Raw genomic sequence first — 18,169 nt, 5'->3', positions numbered from 1 at the left:
CCGCAGACCAAGAGGACGACCCGATGCGGCGTCCACGACGACTCCCTCACCCGAAACCACTGACCCACACACAGGTACGGCAACTCTGCGCGTCCGGCTTGCGTAAAGGCTGCCCGCCCCCGGCTGCACGCCGTACCCTCTTGTCATGAATTCGTTAACGGCCGCCTTTTGGGGGGCGTTTGGCGGTTTTGCGATGGAGGCGCTCGACTTCATCCGAGCGGTCCGGTGGCATCGCAAAGCTCCGTGGCACATCCAGTCGGCCTCTTCGGACCTTGGCCAGGCGCCTGCCCATAGGGATGTACGGCCCGGAGAGGAGAACTTGCCCGCCACGGGCTTCGGCGCCTACCTGACCTCCGCGGTCTTTCGGATCGTGGTCTCCGGGGGTATCGCGGGCGCAATCGCAGCGAGCGCCCCTGAGGGATCGATCACGCCGTGGCTGTCGCTCATCTCGGGTGTGGGTTCGCTCATGATCGTGGAGCGGATCCTCACGTTGATCCCGCTGCTCGTCAGATACGGCAAGGATGCCGTTGTCGGAATGGTGGAGGCGCAGCAGGCGCAGCAAGCGCAGCAGCAGTCGCAGGCGCTGCCACCCCCCGGACCGACAGACCCCGGGCCGACAGACCCCGGGCCGACAGTCCCCGGACAGGCGACTCCGGGCAGTCCTTCCACAGGCATTGCAAGCACCGCGTCGTCCCCTGCTCAGCCGGATCCAGGCCCGGGGGGAGTGGTTCAGTGATGGCGATCGCAGCAGAGTCCTTTGCCGGTCGGTTCTTGGCAGCCGCCTCCCGGCGTGGACCGGCGTTCCGTCCCCCGCGCCCTGCCGGACCGCACGGCGGAAAACCTCCGCGCATGTTCATCCGGCGCTTGAGCGTCATTGCAGCCAGCGGAGCCCGACTGCGCATGTGCGCGAAGCAACTGCGTACCGAGTTGTTCGCGCTGCCGGCTGAGACACGTATCAAGGCCAGGGACGCCCTGCACGAGCTGGCCTACGACATCACTCAGTTTCAAATGTTGATCCAGCGGCTGATCCTGCACGCCGAGGTGGTTCTGGAGTTCGACGGCGTGGTGAACAATTCCCAGTTTGCTCAGACGTACCGGGTTCTGCGCGACGACGTGCGTGCACGTTGGGGCGAGCTGCAAGAGCAGGTGCGCGGGCGCTTTACCGAGCTGGGGGCGAGTGGCGTCGAGGCCGGACTGCTGGCACTTCTCTCCGAGGTGGGAGATGAAGCGCGCATGGGCCTGGCCATGCTCCGAAGGGAGCGGTACGTGCGTCTGGTCGGGTTTTCCGAGGCCCAATCGCGGTTGCGTGCGGTCCACGAGGTGATGGCTTCCGTGGAGCGCTTCATCGAGTCAGCAGCCAACGACTTCTCCGGTACCGACCTGACGCGAATCGACCCCGGCACTGCCTATCTGGACTGGCTCCAGTGGGATGAGGCGACGCGTTGGCCGCCAGACTGGGAGGACAGAATCCGGCGGATGTCGAACGAGCCTGAACCGGGACAGTTCGTGATCCGGCCGAGGGATGCGGAGAGCAGGTCGGGCCGGCTCGCGGACGCATAGCCGCTCTTCAACGCCCAGAGATCGCGGGTCGGCGGGGAGTTGCCGATCGTCGCGCCGCATAAGCAGCGCTCGGCCCGGCGCCTGGCACTGCCGTCCGAGTGCGTGACGGCGCTCCGCGCGCAGCGCACTCAGCAGATCGCCGACCGGAAGGCGGCCGGCGAGACCTGAAGGGGAACGGGCACGACCTGGTCTCCACCACAAACACCAGAGGCCCCGTCGATCTCTCGACGGGGCCTCTGGCCTGCTGTGCGCTCGGCAGGATTCGAACCTGCAACCTTCTGATCCGTAGCTCTGAAGAGATCGGCCATTGGAGGTCATACAGGCTGCCGCGACGCTTGTGAGGGCCGATGTCGGGCACTGCCGGCTGTTGGGGTTGCTGTACTTCGTCGCTGTACCGCACGATCCTGACTGGGGGTGAGAACGTGCAGCGAAAACGGACCGAACGAGATGTCGCTGGCGGCTCTCGCTGCTCTCTGTGCCGGTGCTTCCTATGTTGTCCGGGACGGCACGACGTCCGCCGATTCAACTGAGGCGGCCGCGCTCCTCAGCGTTGCGCCGGAGACTACCTGCGGCCGGCTTTCGAAGGCACCGTCATTCGTGGAGCTGAGCTGCCTTGGGTCACGCCGCTCACATGCCTGAGGCGGGCTCCTGTGCGTCTTCGAGCAGGAAGGTCTCGCCTTCGCCGAAGTCTGGGGCTTGGAAGGGATTTGTCGCCGGTGGCGGCGATGCTGCGGTGGAGCAGCGGGGTTGCCTTTCCAGCGCGGAGAACAGCGATGTTGGATCGATGAGAGATCTCCTTTCGTTGCCGGTCCCTGAAGGGCCTGGTGTGCCGTGACCGGGACAGCGGTCCTACAGCTTGGTCATCTTGGCGTACGGGCTCAAAATCCGCATTTGCGACGAGCCGAAATCCACGAGCACGGCGATTCCGTCCTCGATGCCGATCACCCGGCCGAGGCCGTGCATGTCGTGTGTGACCTGGTCGCCCACGGCGAACTGCTTGAGAGCCGGTGTGACCGGGGCCTTGAAGGGGCTGGTAGGCAAATGACGCTTCGGTGCTACAGGCTTTGTCATCGTCCTCAGTATGAGCCTATGTGCATCCCGTTCGCTGCGGCCGTCGGCACAGATACTGGACGGCACCAACCGCTTGAGGAGCGAGGCTAGTCGATCATGGGCGTGACCTGCGGATTCCCTGCCTTGGGCGGAGTCCGGTCGCGTGTACTCCCCTGCACCCCCTTGCTCCCGCATTCATGACGGTGGCGGTACGGCGGCCCGCCCCTTGCCGGCCTGCATGCCCGGAGCGCTCTCCCCTCGGGACTTCCACGTGGTCCAGCCCCTGAGCTACGGGCGCCTGCGTAACTGCTCCGCTCGCCGTGGTGGTGGGTGACTGCGACCCCGTCTCGCGTGGAGGGCGTCGGCGATGGCCCCCATCCGGTCGGTAACCGCCTCGGTGCCTGCTTCCGTGAGCGCTTCGTACTTGCGTGGCTTGTTGGCGGCCGACGGCCGTGCCCCCCCCAGCCAAGTGGGCTGCCTGGACGTCAGTGACGGAGTCGCCGATCAGCACGCACTCGGACGGTCCGACCTCAAGTAGCTCGGCACCGCACGCTGGACGCCTTCCTGGCGTACTGGCTGGAGTCGATCGTGAAGCCCAACCTGGCCCCGCTCTCCTACGTCTCGTACGAGGGGTCTGTACGGCTCTATATCGCGCCGCACCTCGGTTCGAGGCGCTTGGACAAGCTGACCGTGCGGGATGTGCGGGAGTGGCTGACCAAGCTGGCGACGATCTGCCAGTGCTGCGCCCAGGGGAAGGACGCCAAGCGTGCTCCCAGTCGTCGGCGCTGCTGTGCTGCTGGTGAGTGCTGTGAGGCGTACCCGTCCCGCCGGGTGATCCAGGCTGCTCGTGATGCGCTGCGGGCCGCTCTGACGCACGCGGTCTCGGAAGAGGAGATCGGGAAGAACGTCGCGGCCCTGGAGAAGGTGCCCAAGCCCCGTCGGCCCCGGATCAAGCCGTGGTCGGTGGTGGAAGCGGGTCAGTTCCTCGCGGACGGGGTGGCCCGTGAAGACCCGCTCTTCGCGGCCTGGGTGCTCGTGCTCTGCCTCGGGCTGCGGCGCGGCGAGGTTCTGGGCCTCACCTGGAAGTCCGTCGACTTCGAGGCGGGTGAGCTGTGCGTGGATCACCAGATCCACCGAGCGGGGCGTCAGATCCTGCATCGCGAGACCAGGACCGAGGAGTCGGACGATTTCCTGCCGCTGCCCGCGCTCAGCCTCAAGGCGCTCCGGATGCGCCGCGCTCAGCAGATCGGGGACCGGAAAGCGGCTGGTGATCTCTGGCAGGACAGTCACGAGCTGGTCTTCACGACGAAGTACGTCACTCCGATCGAGCCGGGGAACCTCACCCGGATGCTCCTGATCGCCCTGAAGGTCCACCCGAAGGTCGCGCAGCGCATCCTGCGGCACTCGCAGATCGCGATGACGATGGGCGGCACCGGCTGACCCGGTTGCTGTACTTCACTGCTGTACGGCACGACAAAGCCCCCTCCGGAAGATCCCGGTGGGGGCTTTGACCTGCTGTGCGCTCGGCAGGATTCGAACCTGCAACCTTCTGATCCGTAGGCGGGTGCAGCACCATCACGGGTTGCTCGCCTGCTGGGAGCTGTCTGCTCGTCTACCGGCTGCGGGGGTTGCCGCCGTGTGCTGTTGTACGCCTCTGTTGATGTCAGCTACTGATGTCACGCCACGTGCCTTGGCCCGCAGGTCCGGTCGACGGCCCCTTTCATCGCCGCCCCGGGCAAAGCGGGCCAGAGATCTCTGAACCAGTACCCACAGGGCGGGCGATCGTATAGCCTCGGGTTGAGGCCGTGGCGACGGCCGCGGTTGTGTCTTGGCCCGTGCCCACGACGCTTTAGCAGCCGAAAGTTCAGTCATCGCGATCACCTCGGTCAGTCATGCCTTCACGCATGTCTGCCCTGACGCACGGGGTTGGGACAGACAAGAGGACGGCGTGATGGGTCGAAGCGCTCACGGCGATGCAATGCCCGTATACCTTCAAAAGGCAACGCTCGCCAACGTGGTCACCGTTGTCGACTACCTGCAAGACGTTCTGCGCTATTCCGCTCCCGACCGCGCCAGCCACGGGTGGGCGAGAATGTGCATGTACCAAGCGAGCGACGCCATGGATACGGCAGGGCGGCTGGCAGGAGTAATCGCCGCCCAGCTGGCAGAGGATGGGCTGGGGCAACAGGGCATTCAGAAATTGCTCCACTCCGATGAAGAGCGGCTCCGTACCGCACAACCACAGAGACTTCCCGGGCTCTCATATCGCAAAGAAGATCTGAGCCACATGCCTGCATGGATCTACGAGCAGGTTCAATGTTCGGTGGCAGTTGTGTCGCTGGGGCTACATCAAGTTTCCAACAAGAGCAAAGCAAAGACGCAGGGCTGGTTTCGCCACTGCCTCTACCAGCTGTCGTTCATCATGGATGAGCTCGGAGGACTCAACCAGCTGATAGCTGCAGCGAATGCCGAAATCATGGATCGGGACACCTTGGCCCGGTATCAGCATCTTTTTCAGCAACGTTCCAGGTCCGAGATGCCGAGCAACGAGGACAAGGCATACCTTGCTGGGCTGCAAGGCCGACCAGCCATCGAAGAGGCCACGTGGGAGATGATCGGACGCTCCCAAGCCAAGACGCGCAAGACCTCGCCGAAGAGCAACTCTCACGAATCACGTGTCCTCCAAGCACTCGCCGCAATGGATTCTTCGTTGCAACCCTCGCGCTGGAAGACCTCGGACGGGAAAACGCTAGCTCGCACTCGGACTACTGCCGTCGCGCACCTCAACGCAATCACCGCTGTCGAGTACTATGACGAAGATTATCCACCACTCTACTGGCTACCACCGACCGAAAGATTCCTGGCCGAAAAGGCTGCGGCCGCAGCATTTAGCGCCGCTGACACCTCGCTCTCGCAATCAACTGACACCAAACACGATGAAGTCCAGGGGAGCGGGCGATGATGGACGCTATTCGCGTAATCCCCATGGGAGCAAGCTTGACCCTGGCCTGCGGCGTTGGGGTGTTCGTCTTCGCGCTGCTTACCATCGGTTTGACGGCAATCTTCCGCGCAGAGAGAAAGGATATTCCGGCGACACTTCGCGCCTTGTCTGGCTGGTTTCCATGGGGTAGCGGAGGCAGGAGGCAACGCTGAAAAGCGCTTAGAGCGCCTTTGGGTCCGCGGGTTGCCACCCTTCCGATGGAGAATCCGTAATCAGCTCACGCCCATCGTGAGCACGCACCCGCGGTCCCCCAGCATCGAGGGCATCGAGAACCCGCACCGCGTATGCCTCCACCATGTGGCTCTCGACCTCGTCGCGGGTGAACCAGCGCACGTCCACGGACTCGTCTGACGTATGCTCCTCGCCACCGACCGGCCGGCAGCGGAAGACCAGGGCTACGACGCCGCGCGTCATGTTCTTGTAGACGCCGGTCAGGCGCTCCGTCTCAACCTTGATGCCGGTCTCTTCCAGAACCTCGCGGCAGGCGCCTTCCTCGGGGCGTTCGTCCAGTTCGAGGACGCCGCCCGGGGCTTCCCAGGCGCCGTTGTCGGCACGCTTGATCACGAGAACGCGGCCGTCCTCGCGGACCACCACTCCGGCCACCGAAACCGAGTGAAGCGACATTGACCGGCCCTCCCGGTTAGCGTTACTCATGTACAGGAGCATAGGAGGACTGAAGGACATGGGCACAGCAGCCTCTAGAGACTCAGGTCAGCCACGGTACCTACAGATCGCGGAAGACCTGGCTCAGCAGATCAGGTCTGGCGTCCTCCCCGCAGGAGCCAAGGTTCCCAGCGAGTCGGAGCTCATGGCCCGCTACTCCGTCTCCCAGGGCACGGCGCGTAAGGCCGTGGCGGAGCTCAGGCCCACCGGCTTGATCGACACCCACCACGGCAAGGGCTCGTTCGTGAAGAGCCAGCCGCCGGTACGCCGTAAGTCGTCCGACCGCTTCCGGCGGTCCCACCGCAAGGCCGGCAAGGCCGCCTACCTTGCAGAGTCCGAGCAGGCCGGGAAGACCGCGGGCGTGACCGTGCTGTACGTCGGTCCCACCGAGGCGCCGGAGGAGATCGCGGAGCGACTGGGAGTCTCCGCCGGCACCAAGGTGCTGGCACGTCGGCGCCTGTACTTCAGCAACGGGACGCCGACGGAGGAAGCGACGTCGTACCTCCCGTGGGACATCGCGGAGGAGATCCCAGAGCTGCTGGCTGAGAACCCTGGGGGCGGCGGCATCTACGCACGCCTGGAGGAGAACGGGCACATGCTGAAGGAGTTCACGGAGACCGTGCGCGCCCGACTCGCCACGAAGCAGGAGACCGGCGCCCTGAGCCTGAGCCCTGGCTCGCCCGTGATTCACCTGGTCCGGAACGCGGAGAGCGAGGACGGCCGGGTGGTCGAGGTCTGCGACACCGTCATGGCCGCTGACCAGTTCGTTCTCGACTACCGCATCCCTGCCGGAGACTGACGCAGCCTCAACTCCTCCAGCCCGTCGCGAAGAAACCTCTCGCGGCGGGTTGACTCATGTGCAGGAGTTGGGCATTCTCATGGCAGCAACTCCTGCACATAAGTACATGAGTGAAGGAGTTCAGGGGCTTCGCGCCCCGTGCATTGCCTGCCTGGACGCCGCCCGGAGGGCCCCGTGACACGGGCCCGAAGGAAGCGGTCGGACCTTCACAACTCAACAGCGTGCGGGCCTCTGAGCCGTCTCCCTCAAGTGACGGCCGCGCGGATGCAAGACCGCGCAATTCATCACTCCGCAGCGCTCTTGCTGCGGCGGTTGCCTCCTCCGCTCGTCCAGCGTCCGCGCTGTACGAGCGGGGTGCGGGGAGCCGGACAACAGCCGTTTCCTTCTCCGACCTCCTGGTCACCGACGCCGCGGCCGCCCTGGCCGCCTGATCCAACTCCACACCAGACGGCGCACGGCCCCGGGGGGCATCCCGGGGCCGCTTTACGAGCCGTCCCACTCGCCAAAGGAGTCGACTCGATGAAGTACATCGTTCCTGTTCAGGCGGCTGTTACCGCCACCGATCACGACCGCGAGCCGACGGCCGCGGAACTGGACGCGATCGACGCCGAGATGCCGCTCATCTCCGCCCAGGTCGAGCTGCTGGACGCGCGGATCATGGTGCTCGACCGGGTGCCGACCGAGCTGGACGAGCGACGCATCCGTCGGGCCCGGCGCAAGGTGCTGGCCGCGCGGCGGGAGCTGCAGAACCTCATCGCCACTGCGGCGTTCGTGCCGGAGGTGGGGGCGTGAGCTTCCAGGACACCGCGCTGACCGCGGCGCACGCGGAGGTCAAGGCCGAGCTGGCCCGCACGGATACCAAGGCCAGTCTGCTGCTGGCGTTCATCGGCGCCATGCTGGCCGGCGCCTGGACGGTCGCCACCAGCGTCCACCTGTCCGCGGCCGCCATCGTGTTCGGGGCGGCCGGGGTGGCGGTGCTGCTGGCCGCGGCCACGTACCTGCTGTGGACGGTCCGCCCGAACCTGGGCGGGGCCCGCCCGCAGGGCTTCCCGAAGTGGGCCACCCTCACCCCCGACGAGATCCGCGACGCCCTGGCCGAGGACGACCGGCCGGCGCACATCGCCACCCTGTCCAGCATCGCGGTGGCGAAGTTTGGGCGCCTGCGTCGGGCAATCGACCTGACGTGCCTGGCCGGGGCTCTGCTCGTCGTGGCGGCCCTCATCGCGTGGGGCGGTGGCGCATGAGCCTGAGCACCTACCGCGAGGAGCGGCGGGCCGACCAGGCCGCCGAGTCCGAACAGCGCCGCTTGGACGCCGCCGCGGCCGAGGACCGGCGGGCCGAACGGCAGAAGGCTGCCGATGAACGTACTGCGCGGCTGCGGGAGCAAGCCCGTGCCGACAAGCAGGCCGACCGCGCCGACCGCCAGGAGCGGCGGCGGGAGCGTGCCGAGCGCCGCGCGCAGGCCCTGACTCCGGAGCGCATCTACCGCAACGGCACGCTCGCCCTGGTCGTGGCGTCCGGGCTCGCGTCCCTGCCCGCGCAGATCGTTCACTTCGTCGGCATCTCCGTGATGCTGCTGCCCGTCCCGTTGGGGCTGGAGGGTGCCGCCTGGGTGATGGCGGCCGGCGTCGCCTACGCCGACGCACGGTCCGCGCCCGGCTGGGTGCGCTGGCTGCTGCGGTTCCTGGTCGCCGCGTGTGCGGGGTTCGCCGCGTCCATCAACTACGGCTATGGCCTGTCCCTCGCCGACGGTCCGCACGGGCTGTCGGCCGACAACGCGGCGGTGGCCGGCGCCGGGCTTGCCGCCGTCACCGTCCTGGGCCCGGCCGTGTTCGAGATCCGGCAATGGGTTGCCACGCTCGCGGCCCGGGACGAGGACGCCCGCGAGCGCCGCCGGCATGCGGCCCGCCGACGTCGCCACCACAGGGACGTGCTGCGCGTCGCCCGTCGGCTCGTGTCGGCCGCGCCCTACGGCGTGCTGCCTGCCGAGGACGCGTGGCGCAGGGCGTGGGAAGTCGTGCACGGGCCGACCGAACCCGGCATGACGCCCCGGCTGGAGAAGCACGCGGCCGCCGCGGCCACCCGCCTGATCGAGGCGCGTAAGCCGGATGCGGAAGCGGTAGCGCGACGCATTCGCGCGGGGATGACACACCCTCAGTTCGTGCTTCCCGGCACCGGCAACGTCGTACCGCTGCGGCGGGAAAAGTCGCAGGTCGCGACCCAAGTCCCCCCACCCAGTGAGAAGCCCGCCAAGGCTCCGCGGAAGCGCCCTTCGCCGCCCCGACGCCGCAAGGGTGACGCCCCCCGATTCCACCCCGCTGCACGCGCCGTCGCAGCCGACACCGCCCGACGCGTCCCGACCGTCACCCAGCACATCTGACCGGCCGCCCGCTGCCCGAGGAGGTCCCCGTGCCTACGCCCCGCCGCTACCAGTTCGACAACCAACTCCCGGTCCCGCACGCACCGCAGGGACCCGTGTACCGGCCCGAACCGATGGCGACTCCGGCTGCCTACGATCAGCCGCCCGTAGTGGTCCAGCACATCCACCAGGCACCGCCGGACCGCACCGTTCAGCGCATCGCCCTGGGCGCCGGTGCTGGAGCCGGAGCCGTCGCGGCCGGCGTCTACTTCGGCCCGCTGCTGGTGGTGGCCATCTCCTCCATGGCCGTCTCCCTCGCTGTCGTCGCCCTGGTCGTCGTGGTCATTGCCTGGGGCGTGGCGACCGTCGTGAAGTCCGTCGGTGGGCCGGACGGTAAGTCGGCCGCGGAGAACGTCTCCAAGGGCCGTCGCAAGCGCGGCTGACGGCTGCCCAGTCGCGCCCGGCCCGTGCCGGGCGCGGTGGGGAGCTGGACAGGCCGGCTCCGGACGGGAGCAGCAATGGCACAGCACGAACCCCGGCTCACCGCAGGCGAGAAGGCCAAGGTCGCCTGGTACATCGGCCGCATGGCCAAACGCGGACTGGCCGGTGACGAGGTCTATCAGCGCGACCTCGAATCGAAGATCGAGGGCGTTCTCGACGGCGCCCGTAAGCGCGAAGAGCGCGAAGCCAACACGAAGTGACTACGCCCCGGGACGGCCGACTGGCCTGGACACCCGCGACCGTCCCGGGCCCTTTCCCTGCCCGCCGAGCAGACGCGACAGGAGACACCATCATGCCCGAACCCGCCGCGGAGGAGCCGCAGATGGGTACCGTCCACCACCTCGACGAACACCGCCCCACCCCGCCCGTCACGCTGGCCAAACCCGCCACCGAAACCACCACGGACGACGTACCGGCCACAGACGAGCGGTCCGGCGAAGCCGTGGACCGTACGGACAACCCGCTGGCCGACTGGCTGACCGTGCCGGATGCGCCCGTTCTTCCCGCCTGGGCACGCTCCGCCGAGTCCATCAAGGCCAACGTCACCGCGCTGGGGCGCCTTACGTGGTGGCACACGCGCTACCACGGTCTGCGTCTCCCCAAGTACCTGATGAAGACGATGCTGTTGGCCTGCCGTGGCTTCTTCCGAGTGGCTGTCGGTATCTGGCCGACGCTCTCCGCCCGAGAGCACACCGCGACCGTGCGGGCCCTCCGAGCGCAGGTCAAGCTGCGCCCGGAGGACGTCGAGCTGGCCGCCCGCCACCAGGCCGCGCACGCCGCCCGTACCCAGACCCGCCGCTGGCGCTTCGGTATCGCGGCCGTCGGGGTGGCTGCCGCCGCGACTGGCATCGCATTGGCTGACCCGGTCTTGCAGGCCGGCATGAGTGCGGCCGTCGTCGGCCCCCTCGCCTACCTGGGTCGCGGCAAGGAGACCCGTCTGCTCGACCAGGGCGCCCCGCCGCTGAAGGTGGACATGTCCGCCCAGCAGCTCAACGACGCACTCCGCGCCGCCGGTCTGCTCAAGCCCGGCAAAGGAGACGAGGACGGCCCCAAGGTCACCTGCGTCATGGGCCCGGTCCGTGACGGCCGCGGCTGGGCGGTGGTCTTCGACCTGCCGCGCGGCGGCGGCAAGACTGCCTCGGACGTGCTGGCCAAACGCGAGGTGATCGCGCAGGAACTGGGCGTCGACGAGATCCAGGTCATCATGTCCCGCGTGCGGGCCGCCAAGGGCGGCAACGCCGGCCGGGTGTCGATGTGGGTCGCCGACGATGACCCCTACCTGGGCACGCCCACCCCGTCGCCACTGGAGAAGGCCGAGCGCTTCTCCATCTGGGACGCGGTGCCCTTCGGGCAGGACGCCCGCGGTACCCGCATCTCCGTCCCCGTCATGTGGCAGTCGATGTTCTTCGGCGGCCTCCCGCGTCGTGGCAAGACGTTCTCGCAGCGTCTGCTGACCGCGGCCGGCCTCCTCGACCCGTACGTGCGGCACTACGTCGCCGATGGCAAGGGCGGCGCCGACTGGATGCCCATGAAGGCCGTCGCCCACCGCCTGGTCATGGGCGCCGAGGACGACGCCATCGAGGCGCTGAAAGCGATGCTCGCCGAGCTGCTGGCGGAGATGGAGCGACGGTTCGCGCTGCTCCGGGACCTGCCCACCTCGCTCTGCCCCGAGGGCAAGCTCACCCCGGACATCGTGGCGAAGTACAACCTGCCGGTCATCTTCGTGACCATCGACGAGCTGCAGGAGTACTTCACGGCCATGGAGAAGGACGACCGCGAGCAGGTCATCAACGACCTGTGCCGCATCGCCCGGCGTGGCCCCGCGGCCGGCTTCATCTCCAACTTCGCCAGCCAGCGCCCCGACGCCGACTCGGTCCCGACGAAGCTCCGGGAGATCATCACCATTCGCTACTCGACGCAGGTCGTCGACCGGGCGAGCAGTGACATGGTCCTGGGCAAGGGCAAGGCCGCCCAGGGGGCCGACGCCTCCGTTCTCTCCGAGGAGCACAAGGGCGTAGGCGTCCTGGTCACCGGCCCTGCCTCGTACGTGACCGTGCGCGCCGACTACCTGGACGGCCCCGCCTTCGCCGCCCTGTGCCGCAAGGGCCGCACGTTGCGAGAGGCGTCCGGGCAGCTCACCGGCGATGCGGCCGGGGACGTCACCGCCGCCGCGGACGCCCAGGGCATCACCGTGCCGCCGATCATCTCCGATGTCCTGGAGGTCATGCGGCACTCCCCGCGCATGTACACCACCGACCTGCTGTCCGGCCTGGTCAACCTCGACGAGGACGTCTACGGCGACTTCAACGCCGAACAGCTCGCATCCGAACTGGAGGCGGCCGGCGTCAAGCGCACCAGCAAGCAAGTGAAGATCAACGGCAAGGCCCTCGCCGGATACCAGCGCCGCGACATCGAGGACGCCGTACCTGCCGAGATCCTGCTTGCCGCGGACAGGTAGAGGGGTCCCCCTCGACCCAGGGCGCTCCCCCGCCCCCGTTCTGGTGCCCCTCGACCGAGTGTCACGAGGGCGCCGAAGTCACGGGGGCCCTTGACCCCGGTCCAGGGGGTGGTCACGGCCTCTGACCTGCAAGGTCATGCCGGTCATGGGGGTACGCCACCCCCTGCCCAGACCCCTCCCAGGGGCCCAGAAGCGCACATGCCACGACGAGGGCGGCCCCTCTCACGCCAATGAAATCGGGCCGCCCTGGTCTCCCATCTCCAGCATGAGACGGAGGTCTTCAGCATGCCTCAACCGACCCCGAACCAGCGAGACTGCCCGCCCGAGTGCCCGGACGCCGTGATCGTCCTGTGGGCCCAGGCGAAGGCGGCCTACCTGGCCGGTGCCTTTCCGCTCTACGCCGGCCCCGACTGGTGCAGCCTCCGACCCAACGCCCCACAGCGGCTCGCGTCCGTTCTCGCGGCCGCCGAACTGTGGCGCCGCCACCAGGCCGAACAGAAGCGCCTCGACCACCTCATGGACACCGACCCCGACGCCTGGTGGCGCGCGGTCACCGCCGACGCCAGCGACGAGTCCCACCGCACCCTGGTCCGCCTCCGGCTGTCGAGCGTGCCGAGCGCCGCCGAGATGGCCGGGCGCCGTCTCCCTCACCCCGCGACGCAGCTGCACCCCTCCCCCGGCTGGCCGGCCATCGCCATCCCCGGCCGCCCCGGTCACCACCTGACCTGGCACGGCGACGAGCACCAGGAGGAGGCCGCATGAGTCAGAGCGCCGCGACCGAGGCCGAGCAGATCCCGCCCCCCTCCAACCCCATGGCCGTCGCCCGGCACCTCGCCCCGGACTGGCAGGGCGCCGACGGGCAGTTGCTCCGTCGCCGCTGGCGGGGCTCCTGGATGCGCTGGGCGGGCAGCTCCTGGCGGGAGCTGGACGAACAGCAGGTGCGGGCATCGCTCTACCAGCGGCTGGAGCACGTCACCTACGAGGCCGGCACCGACAAGGACGGTGAGCCGGAAATCAGGCCGTGGGCGCCGACAAAGCAGAAGATCGGCAACCTGCTGGACGCGATCACCTCCATCACTCTCCTGCCCTCCGATGTCGACGCCCCTTCCTGGATCGCCGACGGCAGGACCGCGGACGACCACGGCCCGATCGTGGCGTGCGAGAACGGACTCCTGCGGGTCAGCGACCGCGAACTACTGCCGCTCACACCGGACTTCTTCAACCTGGTCTCCGTTCCCTTTGCCTACGACGCTCAGGCCACCGCGCCGAGCTGGGAACGGTTCCTGCACCAGGTCTGGCCGGACGACCAGCAGTCCATCGACGCCCTACAGGAGTGGTTCGGCTACGTCCTCTCCGGCCGCACCGACCAGCAGAAGATCCTGCTCATCGTCGGGCCGACCCGCTCCGGCAAAGGCACCATCGCCCGCGTCCTGGCCGAGCTGGTGGGCCGCGGCAACCTGGCCGGCCCCACCCTGGCCGGTCTCGGCAGCAACTTCGGCCTCTCCACGCTGCTGGGCAAACCGCTGGCCGTCATCTCCGACGCCCGGCTTTCCGGCCGCGACGGCGGGCAGGTCGTCGAACGCCTGCTGACCATCTCCGGCGAAGACACCATCGACATCGACCGCAAGTTCCGCGATCCGTGGACGGGCAAGCTGCCCACCCGCCTGATGATCCTCTCCAACGAGCTGCCCAACTTCGGCGACTCCTCCGGCGTGATCGCCCGCCGCTTCATCGCGCTGAACATGACCGTCTCCTGGCTCGGCAAGGAAGACACCGATCTCACGGACAAGCTCGCCGCCGAGATGCCCGGCATCCTCAACTGGGCCCTCGACGGACTGGCGCGCCTGGAGGAGAAGGGCCGCATCACCGAACCGCCCTCCTCCCGGGAGGCGGTCACCACCATGCAGGACACCGCCTCGCCCACCTCTGCGTTTGTCCGCGAGTGCTGCCAGACCGGCCCGGCCGTGGACGTGACCGTCGACGCCCTGTGGGCTGTCTGGAAGGACTGGGCCGAGGACAACGGTGTACGCAGCGTCGGCACGAAGCAGATGTTCGGCCGCAACCTCCAGTCCGTCGTCCCGCAGCTGCGGCGCACCCGCCCCCGCGACGACACCGGCAAGCAGGTCCCGACCTACACCGGCATCACGTTGATCAACTCGCCCCACAGTCAACGGGGCCGCGACTCAACGCGACTCAGCACCACCGAGACGGCTCTGAGTCGCGATGAGACGCGACCCAACACATTGCGGGCCCAACCCGACGGCAGCCAGCCCGTCGGCATCTCCGGCCCCAACGTCGGCCCCTGCGTCCGCTGTCAGAACCCCACCGTCCGCTACGGCCCGTACGGAAACCCGCACTGCCGCGACTGCCGCTGAACCGCGACCAGGAGGGGCCGCCGTGTCGGCCCCTCCTCTCCCAAGGAGGCACCCGTGAGCATCGTCCTGCCCGAGATGCCCACCGCCGTCACCGTCCCGGAGGTGATGGCGGCCCTGCGGCTCAGCCGCAGCAAGGTCTACGACCTGATCCGCTCCGGCACCCTGCCGAGCTTCACCGAGGGCCGCGCCCGCCGCATCCCCCTCGACGCACTCCGTACCTACATCCACAACAAGCTTGAGGAGGCTGCCTGATGGCCAAGAGGCGCGCCAACGGGGAAGGCACCATCACGAAGCGCACCGACGGCCGCTATCACGCAGCCGCGTACGTCTACCGGCCCGACGGCACCCGCGTCCGCAAGTTCGTCTATGGCAAGACGCGTGAGGAGGTGGGCAACAAGCTCATCGAACTGCAGGAGAAGACCCGGCAGGGCATCCCGGCCGCCACCTCCGCCATGGCCTTCGGCGACTTCCTCACCTACTGGCTGGCCGCCATCGCACCCACCCGCCTCAAGCCCGCGACGCTCAACAGCTATGAGGGCCTGTCGCGGCTCTACATCAAGCCCGCCCTCGGCAAGAAGAAACTCAACCGCCTCTCCCCCACCGACATCCGGCTGTTCCTCGCGGAGTTCAAGGGCGGCTGCCTCTGCTGCCTGCGCGGAGTCGACGCAGCACGCGCCAAGGAAGACCGGACGTGCTGCGCCGTGAACAAGTGCTGCAAGCGCCGGCCGTCGGCCCGCACGGTCCAGTACGTCCATGCCGTCCTCCGTTCCGCGCTCCAGCAGGCCGTCCGCGAAGAACTCATCGCTCGCAACGTCGCCCGCATCGTCGAGACACCCACCGTCGAACGCCAGGAGGTACACCCGTTGGACGCCGCGGAGGCCAGGATCCTACTCAGGACGGCCCGCAACCACCGGCTCTACGCCCTGTGGCTGCTGCTCATCTCCACCGGCCTGCGTCGCGGAGAGGCTCTCGGGCTCACCTGGTCGGACATCGACCTCGAGGCCGGCCAGCTCCGGGTCCGACGCAATCTCCAGCGCATCAAGCGCGAGCTGCTCTTCGGCACGCCGAAAACGGCGCGGTCGCTCCGGACGGTGTCGCTGCCCCGGAAGTGCGTGGCGGCCCTCATCGCTCACCAGGCGCAGCAGGAGCAGGAGCGGAAGGTGGCCGGCACCAAATGGCAGCCGGTCCCGGGACAGCCGAGCGGCCTGGTCTTCACCACGGCCACCGGACGAGCTACCGACCCCCGCAGCCTCAACCGGATGCTCACGATCCTGTGCCGGGATGCCAAGGTGCGGCGGGTGCGGGTGCACGATCTCCGGCACACCTGCGCCTCGCTACTGCTGGCCCAGGGGGTCGATCCCCGGACGATCATGGAGACGCTGGGCCACAGCACCATCACGATGACGCTGGACACCTACGCGCACGTGATGCAGACCACTCTCAAGGCGGCGGCCGACCGGATGGACGACGCCCTGGGGGTTGACGAGCCGACCGAGGACGAGGAGGGCGGTCCGGCGTGCGCGCCGGCCGCGTGACGGACGCCAGCACCCGCGTTGATGTCACCCGCTGATGTCAAAGGCCCCCTGGACGATGTCCAGGGGGCCTTTGACCTGTGTGCGCTCGGCAGGATTCGAACCTGCAACCTTCTGATCCGTAGTCAGATGCTCTATCCGTTAAGCTACGAGCGCTTGGCTTTCCGGCGGTTTTTCTTGCCGGTCGGCGTTGCGGGAACAACATTACATGACCTGCGCCGTGAGGCGAAATCCATTAGGCGCAGCCCGTCTGACCTGCGGAAATGCGCTTGCGGCGGCTGCTGGGGACTGCCGGGGCCGGGGGGCGTCCTCGATGATCTGGTCGAAGTTCGGGCGGGTGCAGTCCTCTTCGGAGCGGCCGGGTCGGAAGCGGCCCGAGTCGGCAGGGCTCGCGGCTCGCGGCTCGCGGGCTCGCAGCGCCCGGCCGGGGCCGATGCTCCCGCCGGGACGGACGTCGGAGAGTCGGTGATCACGTGGCGTTGGTGATCACGTGGCGTCGGCCCGTCGCGGCGCTGGCAGCGGCAGAGGCGGCAGGCTCAGCGCCGCGCCCCCGGCTCGCGTGCGCCCAGGCATCGCCCCGCCCGCCGCGCAAAAGCGCTCAGGCCCCGGTCGGAGCGACCGGGGCCTGAGCGAAGAAGAGCGGAGGCGGAGGGATTTGAACCCTCGATGGGGGGTAAGCCCCAAACCGCATTAGCAGTGCGGCGCCATAGACCGGACTAGGCGACGCCTCCACACACTCCACATGCGCGCGTGCACGCTGTGGTGTGTCCAGATGATGGCACAGCTCCAAGGGCTGTCACCAATCGCCCCCTACGGTACTAGGCGCGCGGGCCACCCGGCAAAGACGTTCCTGCGGCGCAACGTCGGGGGCGGCGGCGCGTTAGGAGTGTTGGGGCCGTGGCGACACGCGTGTCGTGCGCCCCCGGCGCGTACGTACCGCGTACCGCCCCGCACTCGCCTCTCTGGAGCCTGTGATGCCCCACCGCCGGACCCCCTTCCTCGTCGTCACGGCCGCCACCGCCGCCACCGCCGCACTGGCCCTGGCGTCGTCCGCCGCGTCGGCCGCCCCGATCCCGCTGCCGCACCACCGGTCCGGTGGCGGCATGAGCGGTGCGAGCCACGGACGTGCCGGCCACCCGACGCCCGCCGACATCACCAGCGGCACCGGCATCGGCAACATCAACAACATCACCAACGTCTCCGACATCACCCGCATCGCGGACGGCGTCGGCGACCTCCGTGTCGTCGATCGGCAGATCGGCCGGGAGATCGGCCGGCAGATCCGTCAGCACGGGCACAAGGGGCACCACGGACAGCAGGGACACCGGGGGAAGCAGGAAGGCCAGGGGCAGCAGGAAGGCCGGGGACCCGCCGGGCGGAGTGGCCACGACCGCGGCACGGACCGCCGGAGCGCGCCCGGCGACCACCTCACCGTCACCGTGCACGACTCCGGCTCGGCCCGTAACGACGGGACCTTCGAGCTGTACTGCCACCCCGGGCACGGCACCCACCTCGACGCCAAGCGGGCCTGCGACAAGCTGGACGGGATGGCGAAGTGGGGCAAGGACCCGTTCGCCCCCGTTCCGCAGAGCGCGCAGTGCACGATGATGTACGGCGGTCCGGCCACCGCGCATGTGACCGGGACCTGGGCGGGGCGTCCGGTCGACGCCGACTTCAAGCGCACCAACGGCTGTGAGATCAGCCGCTGGAGCCGCTTCGAACCTCTGCTCCCCCGGACCACTTTGTGACCGGATTCGTGCCGCAGTAGCGCGCCAGGTCAGGACGAGGGGCACATGTCGGGCGTGCGGCGAGTCGCCCCCGGCCGTGGCATTACCTCCTCGTCATCCGCCTCCGCGTCGCGGGCAAGTGCC

General features: G+C 68.5%; 17 protein-coding genes, 2 tRNA genes and 1 pseudogene. 16 read left to right on the top strand and 4 right to left on the bottom strand.

The genetic code is table 11. From position 1 onward, the window contains the following. Nucleotides 1–145: 145 nt before the first annotated feature. Nucleotides 146–736: a hypothetical protein gene (locus ACZ4NB_RS04020; protein ID WP_467658120.1), complete on the top strand. Its 591-nt coding sequence runs from the start codon at nucleotides 146–148 to the stop codon at nucleotides 734–736. Nucleotides 737–849: 113 nt separating this feature from the next. Beyond that, nucleotides 850–1,560, top strand: a complete 711-nt coding sequence (locus ACZ4NB_RS04015; RefSeq protein WP_467658118.1) for a hypothetical protein — start codon at nucleotides 850–852, stop codon at nucleotides 1,558–1,560. Nucleotides 1,561–2,409: 849 nt separating this feature from the next. Here the strand turns inward: ACZ4NB_RS04015 and ACZ4NB_RS04010 are convergent. Then, nucleotides 2,410–2,631 carry a CarD family transcriptional regulator gene (locus tag ACZ4NB_RS04010; RefSeq protein WP_467658117.1) on the bottom strand — a complete coding sequence of 74 codons (222 nt, stop codon included), beginning with the start codon at nucleotides 2,629–2,631 and terminating at the stop codon, nucleotides 2,410–2,412. A 507-nt stretch (nucleotides 2,632–3,138) separates the two neighbouring features. On the opposite strand from ACZ4NB_RS04010, the pseudogene ACZ4NB_RS04005 reads away from it, so the two are divergent. Then, nucleotides 3,139–4,035, top strand: a pseudogene (locus ACZ4NB_RS04005) (site-specific integrase); the annotation flags it as partial. A 403-nt stretch (nucleotides 4,036–4,438) separates the two neighbouring features. Next, the gene (locus ACZ4NB_RS04000) at nucleotides 4,439–5,572 is read left to right on the top strand and encodes a hypothetical protein (protein WP_467658116.1); all 1,134 of its coding nucleotides are present in this window, start codon (nucleotides 4,439–4,441) and stop codon (nucleotides 5,570–5,572) included. 198 nt (nucleotides 5,573–5,770) lie between these two features. On the opposite strand, the gene ACZ4NB_RS03995 is transcribed toward ACZ4NB_RS04000, so the two are convergent. Further along, nucleotides 5,771–6,277: an NUDIX hydrolase gene (locus ACZ4NB_RS03995; RefSeq protein ID WP_467658114.1), complete on the bottom strand. Its 507-nt coding sequence runs from the start codon at nucleotides 6,275–6,277 to the stop codon at nucleotides 5,771–5,773. A 16-nt stretch (nucleotides 6,278–6,293) separates the two neighbouring features. Between ACZ4NB_RS03995 and ACZ4NB_RS03990 the strand changes: the two genes are divergently transcribed. The 11 genes from ACZ4NB_RS03990 (at nucleotide 6,294) to ACZ4NB_RS03940 (ending at nucleotide 16,301) form a co-directional block, all read left to right on the top strand. After that, nucleotides 6,294–7,073, top strand: a complete 780-nt coding sequence (locus ACZ4NB_RS03990; protein WP_467658113.1) for a GntR family transcriptional regulator — start codon at nucleotides 6,294–6,296, stop codon at nucleotides 7,071–7,073. A 519-nt stretch (nucleotides 7,074–7,592) separates the two neighbouring features. After that, on the top strand, nucleotides 7,593–7,865 hold the full coding sequence (locus ACZ4NB_RS03985; protein WP_467658111.1) for a DUF6284 family protein: 273 nt from the start codon (nucleotides 7,593–7,595) through the stop codon (nucleotides 7,863–7,865). Further along, nucleotides 7,862–8,317, top strand: coding sequence for a Pycsar system effector family protein (locus ACZ4NB_RS03980; protein WP_467658110.1), 456 nt, complete (start codon nucleotides 7,862–7,864; stop codon nucleotides 8,315–8,317). Before ACZ4NB_RS03985 ends, ACZ4NB_RS03980 begins: the two co-directional genes overlap by 4 nt. Then, complete coding sequence (locus ACZ4NB_RS03975; RefSeq protein ID WP_467658109.1) at nucleotides 8,314–9,453, top strand: hypothetical protein; 1,140 nt, start codon at nucleotides 8,314–8,316, stop codon at nucleotides 9,451–9,453. The genes ACZ4NB_RS03980 and ACZ4NB_RS03975 overlap by 4 nt, the downstream gene beginning before the upstream one ends. 29 nt (nucleotides 9,454–9,482) lie before the next feature. Then, complete coding sequence (locus ACZ4NB_RS03970) at nucleotides 9,483–9,875, top strand: DUF6251 family protein (protein WP_467658108.1); 393 nt, start codon at nucleotides 9,483–9,485, stop codon at nucleotides 9,873–9,875. 75 nt (nucleotides 9,876–9,950) lie between these two features. Further along, nucleotides 9,951–10,133: a DUF6257 family protein gene (locus ACZ4NB_RS03965; RefSeq protein ID WP_467658107.1), complete on the top strand. Its 183-nt coding sequence runs from the start codon at nucleotides 9,951–9,953 to the stop codon at nucleotides 10,131–10,133. A gap of 92 nt (nucleotides 10,134–10,225) precedes the next feature. Further along, nucleotides 10,226–12,391 carry an FtsK/SpoIIIE domain-containing protein gene (locus tag ACZ4NB_RS03960; protein ID WP_467658106.1) on the top strand — a complete coding sequence of 722 codons (2,166 nt, stop codon included), beginning with the start codon at nucleotides 10,226–10,228 and terminating at the stop codon, nucleotides 12,389–12,391. Between the two features lie 285 nt (nucleotides 12,392–12,676). Next, the gene (locus tag ACZ4NB_RS03955) at nucleotides 12,677–13,153 is read left to right on the top strand and encodes a DUF2742 domain-containing protein (RefSeq protein WP_467658105.1); all 477 of its coding nucleotides are present in this window, start codon (nucleotides 12,677–12,679) and stop codon (nucleotides 13,151–13,153) included. After that, entirely contained in the window at nucleotides 13,150–14,766 is a 1,617-nt protein-coding gene (locus ACZ4NB_RS03950; protein WP_467658104.1) for a DNA primase family protein, read from the top strand. Before ACZ4NB_RS03955 ends, ACZ4NB_RS03950 begins: the two co-directional genes overlap by 4 nt. 54 nt (nucleotides 14,767–14,820) lie before the next feature. Further along, nucleotides 14,821–15,018 (top strand): helix-turn-helix domain-containing protein, encoded by a 198-nt coding sequence (locus ACZ4NB_RS03945; RefSeq protein ID WP_069573051.1) that lies wholly within the window; start codon nucleotides 14,821–14,823, stop codon nucleotides 15,016–15,018. Beyond that, nucleotides 15,018–16,301 carry a tyrosine-type recombinase/integrase gene (locus ACZ4NB_RS03940; protein ID WP_467658102.1) on the top strand — a complete coding sequence of 428 codons (1,284 nt, stop codon included), beginning with the start codon at nucleotides 15,018–15,020 and terminating at the stop codon, nucleotides 16,299–16,301. The genes ACZ4NB_RS03945 and ACZ4NB_RS03940 overlap by 1 nt, the downstream gene beginning before the upstream one ends. 80 nt (nucleotides 16,302–16,381) lie before the next feature. Here the strand turns inward: ACZ4NB_RS03940 and ACZ4NB_RS03935 are convergent. Together ACZ4NB_RS03935 and ACZ4NB_RS03930 are read right to left on the bottom strand one after the other, a co-directional pair. Beyond that, nucleotides 16,382–16,454: transfer RNA gene (locus ACZ4NB_RS03935), tRNA-Arg, on the bottom strand. A 484-nt stretch (nucleotides 16,455–16,938) separates the two neighbouring features. Beyond that, nucleotides 16,939–17,029, bottom strand: a tRNA-Ser gene (locus ACZ4NB_RS03930). Nucleotides 17,030–17,272: 243 nt separating this feature from the next. On the opposite strand from ACZ4NB_RS03930, the gene ACZ4NB_RS03925 reads away from it, so the two are divergent. Beyond that, entirely contained in the window at nucleotides 17,273–18,046 is a 774-nt protein-coding gene (locus tag ACZ4NB_RS03925; RefSeq protein WP_467658101.1) for an SSI family serine proteinase inhibitor, read from the top strand. Nucleotides 18,047–18,169: the final 123 nt, after the last annotated feature.

This window comes from Streptomyces sp. NPDC026575, assembly GCF_055567415.1.
Note: the sequence above shows the minus strand (reverse complement) of the source record. Positions and strands in the feature narration are given on the sequence as shown.